Below are 7,584 nucleotides of genomic sequence, written 5' to 3' on the forward strand. Positions count from 1 at the left end.
AGTTTTGAAGGAACATCCTTCAAACAAATAGGTCTAGTGATGATGGCGAAGAGGTCACACCCGTTCCCATACCGAACACGGAAGTTAAGCTCTTCAGCGCCGATGGTAGTTGGGGGTTTCCCCCTGTGAGAGTAGGACGTCGCTAGGCAAAATTTGAATCCCTTCTGTGTACATACAGGAGGGATTTTTTGCATTTTAAGAAAGTATAAATTTCTAACTGGATGCTAATTCGACGTAGCGAGAAATTTTAGGAATAAAGTATAAGGGCAACTACGCCTCTGTCTTCGCCTAAGGGCAGGTCTCGCCAATCGGCGAGTTTTCTTTACTGGAAGACAATTTTTGGATAGGCCTTTTGAGAAGAAAGTTTGTCCTATAAGCTAAAAATTTTTTTAAAAACCCCCTAAAAAACAAGTTTCTTCCCGAATAGATATAGGTGGTATTACATCCAGTGATAAGAGGTGTCGAACAATTAATATATCTGTTCTACTAATCGTAATAATAGGCTTAAGTTTTGGGGTTTACAAAACATTCATAATAGCAACGGATGAATATAGGAGAAACACAATTAGGATTCAGAGAACTTAATAAATGCTAAAACAACGGTGGCATAGCATGAAGACAGATTATATTGTGACTGCATAATCTTTAAAGGTACGCTGTATAGATAGAAAGGGTATAGATAACGTTAGAAGGGGAGAATTATGTTGAAGGAATTTACTGTTTGCTATACTTTGGATAGTGATATTAAACGGGGAAAGCTAGTAAAGGAGTTAAACGTAAAAGCGGAAGATGTATTACAAGAGATACTAAAAAATATGGAGCGCAATGAGTATTTTGTAGTAGATAGTAATGAGGGGAGTTATATTATAAATGCTGCCCTAGTACGTTATGTACGCATTGTCGGTGAAAAAGAGTTAGTTTGTATGTAGTATCAGCCTTGTATAGCGTATAGTTACGTAAATAAGGTAGAGTGTATCCTTAGCTATACGGCCCTAGTCTGTTTTACTGTGAAAGCAAAGCAGACTAGGACCGTTTCTGAATCTCCAAGCCGAACAATCAGACTTTAATTTTTTCCTTTAATTAGAGCGCCAAGCTCCTCTGTGATGGCTTGCATTTCGCTGATGCTGAATGTTTCACGCTTCATAACGTGTTCATAAATATCCACAAGATCTTCATACATTTCCTCGCTAAAGCTTGATGCGCGCATAGCGCCTACATTTACCATACGCAGCTTTTGTTTAATCATCTCCACCATATATTCTACATTTTCTTGCGATTTTACCGATAAGTCCATCATTTTTCCTCCTGTATATTGGCGTATTATTATCTTATCATTTTTTTATAGTATTCCTTAAACAATTCTTCTATTTTCTCGCTAAGCAACGCTATTTCTTTTATAACCGTTACATGATTGTCTATAATAGGCTTAACAAATATTAGTGAAAGGAAGAAAGTGATGATTCATGTACTATTTGTTTGCCTTGGAAACATTTGTCGTTCCCCAATGGCAGAGGCAGTTTTTCGGGAAATTGTGAAAAGGGAAGGGCTGCAGGAGAAAGTCCAGGTTGATTCGGCTGGAACTGGGCATTGGCATGTTGGAGCTGTCCCTCATCGAGGCACACGAAATATTTTAGAAGAAAATTCCATACCATTTGAAGGAATTCGGGCTAGGCAAGTAGAAACAAATGACTTAACGAAATTTGATTATATTATTGCCATGGATAGCAAGAATGTAGCCGACTTGAAGAAGCTCGGAGCAGGAAGTGGATACATTGGCAGACTATCTGATTTTGTGCCCGATGGCAGTTGGGGAGATGTCCCTGATCCGTATTTTACAGGTAATTTTCAAGAGGTATACGGCTTAGTGGCTGATGGATGTGAACGATTGATAACGTTCATCCGAAATGAACACAGTATTTAAAAAAATCAGGATATATGAAAGGGGAAAGGGAGTATGGAAAAGAAGAATTCAATTGTCAAGGATATTGCGATTGGTGTGGCGGTAGGTGCGGCAGTGACAATGTTGCGCAAAGAAAATCGTGAGAAGTTTGCCAGCAATGCGCGCAGAGCAAAAACGAAGATGATTGAAATTCGAGAACATGCTGCCCCTTTAAAGGATCGTGTAAAGGAAGGCGTCCAAAATGTCGGCACAAAAGGTCGTGAGATGGCGGATTTAAAGGTTGTAAAGGAAAAAGTTGATGAAATTCGTAAATTAACTCCGGCAGTTGTGGAAACATTAAAAGAAACAAGGGATATTTTTAATAAAAAAAAGCAAGAGCTGAAGGAATCGTCCGTACCGACAGCACAGGCTGAATTTTGGGGCTCAGATGACCATGCTCAGGAGCAAGCCGATAGTATTGAACAAGTCAGCGAATCAGAAGTTTCCTTAGAAATGAGAAGTAACGATGATGGAGCAGCGCATGAGTCGCTCGGCGCTGAGAAAGAGGATAAGTAAAGCATCTAAGTAGGTGAGATGTATGTTTACGGCGGAAAGAAGAAGAATGGCACTATCATTCTTTCGGGATTTATATGTGCGAACAAAAGACGATGATGTGCAGGGTCTTGCCTCGCAGTTAGCCTACTTCTTCTTGCTTTCTTTATTTCCCGCCCTTGTATTTTTAATCACGCTCCTTGGGTATTTGCCCATTCATACGAATAATGTTCTTGAATTCTTAGAGCAATATGCTCCTGAGGAAGCAATGACAATCATTAACGAAAATGTCCATAAAATTATGGAGCATGAAAATGGCGGTTTATTGTCCTTTGGTTTAATAGGGACGCTTTGGGCTGCATCAAATGCTATTAATGCAGTGATGAGGGCTTTCAATAGAGCCTATGATACGAAGGAGACACGTTCCTTTATTATTACACGAGCACTATCGATTGTTTTGACGATTGAGATGATCTTCGTCATTATGTTCGCACTCCTATTGCCCGTATTCGGAAATATAATCGGAACAGCCCTCTTTGAAACATTTAGCCTGCCAGAGGGATTTTGGGGCATCTGGCATGTGGTGCGTTTGCTTGTAAGTCTTCTTGTTTTGTTTCTGACTTTTGCGTTTGTGTACAAATTTGCTCCAAACCAAAGACTGAGACCAAGGGAAGTTATAACCGGTGCGCTGTTTGCGACCTTTGGCTGGGTCATTGTGTCGTATTTGTTTGCCTTTTATGTGGAACACTTCGGCAACTACTCAAATACGTATGGTGGTCTCGGTGGCATTATTATTCTCATGCTTTGGTTTTATTTAACAGCATGGGTTGTTTTGCTTGGTGGAGAGATTAATGCATTGTTGAATTGCTACCGTACGAGCGGTAGAGATACACGGAATAAAACATGCTAGTGGCGGCATACTAAGAGTGCTTCTTTCATTTTAGTCAAAAGGGGATGTCACCGTGAGCAAAAATCAGCATGGTACTAACAATAATGATAAAAATCAACGAAAGCAGCGCAGCAGCTCGCAGCCAAAACATAAAACAAGCAGCAGCGCAAACAAAAGTAACGGTTTTCACTAGAAAAAGTGAATTTATTTTGCTTATGTAAAAAAGAGGACCATGGATGGTCCTCTTTATTTATTCGCTTGCAGTAACCGAAGTCCATTTAAAATGACTAAAATGGTGCTTCCTTCATGACCGATTACGCCGAGTGGCAGAGCCAGTGCTTGAAAGAAGTTCGAACAAATAAGCAAGGCGATAACAGAAAGAGAAAAGATAATATTTTGTTTTACAATTGTATTCATTCGCCTGGAAAGTCGGATTGCCTGTGCAAGACGGGAAAGCTCATTTTTCATAAGCACGACATCTGCTGTTTCTAGCGCTACATCTGTTCCTTCTCCCATGGCAATTCCAACACTTGCGGTAGCGAGTGCAGGTGCATCATTAATACCATCGCCAACCATTGCAACTGATCCGTATTTCTCTTTTAGTGCTTTTACAGTCTGTACCTTTGTTTCAGGCAAGCATGATGCATAATACTCAGTGATAGAGCTCTCTGAAGCAATGGCATGCGCAGTTTGTTCATTGTCACCTGTAATCATAATAGTTTGGATACCAAGCATATTTAGTTCGCGGATTGCCTCTACACTTTCTTTACGAAGTACATCCTTCATGGCAATTAAGCCTAATATTTCGTTTTCATCACTTATATACACAATTGTTTTCCCTTGCTGCGCAAGACGTTCTGCTGCAGAACCTGCAAATAAGTCTGCATTTTCTCCGATAAAGTTCGCTTTTCCAATTTTGTAAACAATGCCGTTTAATGTACCTTTTAATCCGAAGCCCGTTATATCCTCCATTTGCTCTGGTGTGCTCATTTGTATGTTATATGTTTTCTTTGCGTATTGCACAATTGCCGAAGCTAACGGATGCGTTGAGTGATTTTCAATGGAGGCTGTAATGTGAAGTAACTCTTCTTCACTAAGGCCTTCTCGTACAATAACATCTGTTACAATTGGTTTTCCTTGCGTAAGTGTGCCTGTTTTGTCAAAAGCAATTGCTTTCAGAAAGGCTAAACGTTCGAGATGAACACCGCCTTTAAACAAGATTCCATGGCGTGCCCCGTTTGAAATGGCTGAGAGTGTTGCAGGGGTAATTGCTGCAACTAGGGCACAAGGAGAAGCGACAACGAGAAGAATCATCGCACGATAGAACGTTTCATTCCAGCTCCATCCTAATGTGTAATGCGGTAGAATCATCATAATTGCTACAGTGATTAATACTCCTTTTACATACGTGCCTTCAAACTTCTCGATAAACAGCTGTGAAGGTGACTTTTCACTTTGGGCATTTTGTACGAGACGGATGATTTTCTGAAACAATGTTTGATCACTTGGTTTTGTGATCTGTACTTCCATCGAACCGCGCAGATTCACAGTGCCTGCAAAGACCTCATCTCCTACTTTCTTTTCGTTAGGGATTGGTTCACCTGTGATGGCAGCTTCATCTACACTTGTTTCTCCGCGAACAATCAGACCGTCTGCTGGAATCCGCTCTCCTGGTTTTACAAGAATAATGTGGCCGATTTGCAATTGTGCCACGGCAATTTTCCTCTCTTTCCCATTCAATAGCAGGAGTGCCTCCTCCGGCTGCAAATCAAGCAGAGCAGAAATTTCCTTTTGGCTTTTATTCATTGTATAGGCTTCGAGGGCACCGCTTAGGGCAAAAATGAAGATTAAGATAGCGCCTTCTGTCCAATATCCAATAATGGCGGAACCGATAGCTGCAAAAATCATCAGCATTTCTACATTTAACTCTTTTTCAGCAATTGTGTCTTCAATGCCTTCCTTCGCTTTTGCGTATCCTCCAATCAGGAATGCCAATACATAAAAGGCAACGGATGCAGATGGATAGTTGTTTTTATCCAACATCCAGCCTGTTAAGATAAAAATACCAGAAGCAATAGCGAAAATGAGCTCATAATGCTTGCTAAGTACCTCCAAAAATAATGAACGTCTTTCTATACCGTTGCTTTGTACTAATTGTTTTGCTTCAGAACTCATAGTTATCTCTCCTTTCGTAGTCTTAATGAGAAAAAGAATCAAAATCGGTACCCCTATAAAACGACGAAAGCTGCCGTCCAGAGCGGACAGCAGCATAACAAGCAGGCCTAACATATTTTCAATTAATATATTCATCATTGTACCATATAGTTCCTGAAGTGGGGATAAAAACATATTTGTTGTATGTATCCTTCACCTTTGTTAGTATGCAGGGACTGTAAGTTGGGCAAACGGTGTGTTTGTAAACAAAATCTCATGAAGAAAAGGCAGGAAAACAAAAAAGTTTAATAAATGAAAGGGACAGCTTCTAGTAAAATAGAAGTAAGAAGTTTGTTTAGTCATTTTACTCTTATAGGTTGGAGGAACCAATATGCGTAAAAAAAGTCGCTTGCGTGAGTTATTGGAGGCTCTCATTGCGGCGTGTTGTCTTGTATTTTTAGCGAAGGTGTTTCTCTTTTTTCCAACAAAGGTAGAGGGTGCTTCCATGGTGCCTACCTTGCATGAAGGAGATAAGATTATTGTAAGTAAAGTTGTCACATATATACATCATCTAAAAAGAGGGGATGTAGTTGTCATGAAAACAGATGATTATTATGTGAAGCGTATAATTGGACTTTCAGGGGATACGCTTAAGGTAGAGAACGATCACTTATATATTAATGGTAAGCTGCAAGAGGAATCCTATCTAGAAAAAAATCAAAAGGCGGCAAGGCGTTTGATGATGAAGTTAACGGAAGACTTTGGTCCTATTACAGTCCCTGATAATAAGGTATTTGTTATGGGGGATAACCGAGCGGTTAGTCGTGACAGTCGAAATGGCCTAGGTTTCATTGATAAAAAGAACATTTTAGGGACTGTAAAGGCTGTATATTATCCATGGAAACGAATCAAACTCACAAACTAAAGATTGTAAGTCCCAGCTTGTTTTTAGCACTGTACGCAAAAGAAACTTTGTGTTTTATCTTGCTTGTTTAATGTATTTCCTTTAAATATAAGAGTGTAGAGTTTTAATTTACGCTGTAAGAAAGGATAAATTTCTATCTCGAAGCGAATTCGACGTAGTCGGAAATTTTAGGAATACAGTATGAGTAGGGCTACTCCTCTGTCTTCTCCCAAGAGCAGGGCTCGCTAGTCGGCGAGTTTTCTTTAAAAAGATCTGTATATAAAGTTACGAGAGAGTAACGATAGGGATGTGTGGTGCAAAAAATGGAGCAACAATTAATGGGTTTGCTGATGCATTATGGCTATTTGGGTCTGATTCTTGCTCTAGCTGGAGGAGTTGTCGGCCTGCCTGTTCCAGATGAAGTTTTACTTACGTTTGTTGGATATAACGTATCGCGTGGACATATGACGTATTTCGTTGCATTAGCAAGCGGTTATGCTGGAGCCTTTCTTGGTATTACGATAAGCTACATACTTGGGCTAAAGCTAGGTCTTCCTGCATTAAGAAAGTGGGGACCGAAGCTGAGAATTACGGAAGATAATATTGAGCGCACACATACCTTATTCGACAAGTATGGTCCCGTTGTTCTCGTGGTTGGCTACTATTTGCCTGGCGTTCGTCATTTGAGTGCATATTTTGCAGGGATTTCTAGTATGAGTATTCGAAAGTTTTGCTTTTACGCGTATACTGGAGCCTTGATATGGGTCAGCCTGTTTATTACGCTCGGTATGAAATTAGGGGATCATTGGTCTTATGTAGAGAGTTGTATCCATCAATATGGTATATATTTATTCTTTTTTTCCGTTTTCTCTATCCCCCTTATGATTATATATTTGCAAAGCGCTAAAAAATCAAAACCGAGTGATCGTGTATAAAAAGTAGCTGTGTGCACAGTTGCTTTTTTGCACTGTAAGAAAGTATAAATTTCTGGTCAGAAGACAATTCGATGTAGTGAGAAATTTTAAGAATACAGTATAAGTAGGGCTACGCCTCTGTCTTCGCCTAAGAGCAGGGCTCGCCAATCAGCGAGTTTTCTTTATATGATAGAATTATGCAGTTCGCGAAAACAAAAAATAGTAAAAAACTATTGCATTCCAATGAATTAATTGTTATATTAATATTCGTCGCTGAGAGCAAGACAATCTG

The 7,584-nt window shown here is 39.8% G+C and carries 8 protein-coding genes and 1 rRNA gene; 7 read left to right on the forward strand and 2 right to left on the reverse strand.

The window, feature by feature from the left end; all coding sequences use genetic code 11:
* Window positions 1-32 precede the first annotated feature (32 nt).
* Window positions 33-148, forward strand: a 5S ribosomal RNA gene (gene rrf / locus AAHB12_RS30655).
* Between the two features lie 553 nt (window positions 149-701).
* Window positions 702-929 (forward strand): hypothetical protein, encoded by a 228-nt coding sequence (locus tag AAHB12_RS30660; RefSeq protein ID WP_129732043.1) that lies wholly within the window; start codon window positions 702-704, stop codon window positions 927-929.
* A gap of 134 nt (window positions 930-1,063) precedes the next feature.
* Here AAHB12_RS30660 and AAHB12_RS30665 read toward each other — a convergent pair whose 3' ends face one another.
* Entirely contained in the window at window positions 1,064-1,294 is a 231-nt protein-coding gene (locus AAHB12_RS30665; RefSeq protein ID WP_129732041.1) for a DUF1128 domain-containing protein, read from the reverse strand.
* 162 nt (window positions 1,295-1,456) lie between these two features.
* On the opposite strand from AAHB12_RS30665, the gene AAHB12_RS30670 reads away from it, so the two are divergent.
* The 3 genes from AAHB12_RS30670 to AAHB12_RS30680 are packed head-to-tail and all read left to right on the forward strand — an operon-like array spanning window position 1,457 to window position 3,341.
* Window positions 1,457-1,921, forward strand: coding sequence for a low molecular weight protein-tyrosine-phosphatase (locus AAHB12_RS30670; RefSeq protein WP_342048869.1), 465 nt, complete (start codon window positions 1,457-1,459; stop codon window positions 1,919-1,921).
* A gap of 33 nt (window positions 1,922-1,954) precedes the next feature.
* Entirely contained in the window at window positions 1,955-2,455 is a 501-nt protein-coding gene (locus AAHB12_RS30675; protein ID WP_342048870.1) for a hypothetical protein, read from the forward strand.
* 13 nt (window positions 2,456-2,468) lie between these two features.
* Window positions 2,469-3,341 carry a YihY/virulence factor BrkB family protein gene (locus AAHB12_RS30680; RefSeq protein ID WP_425455966.1) on the forward strand — a complete coding sequence of 291 codons (873 nt, stop codon included), beginning with the start codon at window positions 2,469-2,471 and terminating at the stop codon, window positions 3,339-3,341.
* 225 nt (window positions 3,342-3,566) lie between these two features.
* Here AAHB12_RS30680 and AAHB12_RS30685 read toward each other — a convergent pair whose 3' ends face one another.
* Complete coding sequence (locus tag AAHB12_RS30685; protein ID WP_342048872.1) at window positions 3,567-5,495, reverse strand: heavy metal translocating P-type ATPase; 1,929 nt, start codon at window positions 5,493-5,495, stop codon at window positions 3,567-3,569.
* Between the two features lie 370 nt (window positions 5,496-5,865).
* Between AAHB12_RS30685 and lepB the strand changes: the two genes are divergently transcribed.
* Both lepB and AAHB12_RS30695 read left to right on the forward strand, forming a co-directional pair.
* Window positions 5,866-6,399, forward strand: a complete 534-nt coding sequence (lepB, locus tag AAHB12_RS30690; RefSeq protein ID WP_129732035.1) for a signal peptidase I — start codon at window positions 5,866-5,868, stop codon at window positions 6,397-6,399.
* A 302-nt stretch (window positions 6,400-6,701) separates the two neighbouring features.
* Window positions 6,702-7,313, forward strand: a complete 612-nt coding sequence (locus AAHB12_RS30695; RefSeq protein WP_342048871.1) for a DedA family protein — start codon at window positions 6,702-6,704, stop codon at window positions 7,311-7,313.
* Window positions 7,314-7,584: the final 271 nt, after the last annotated feature.

This window comes from Bacillus sp. OTU530, from assembly GCF_038440375.1.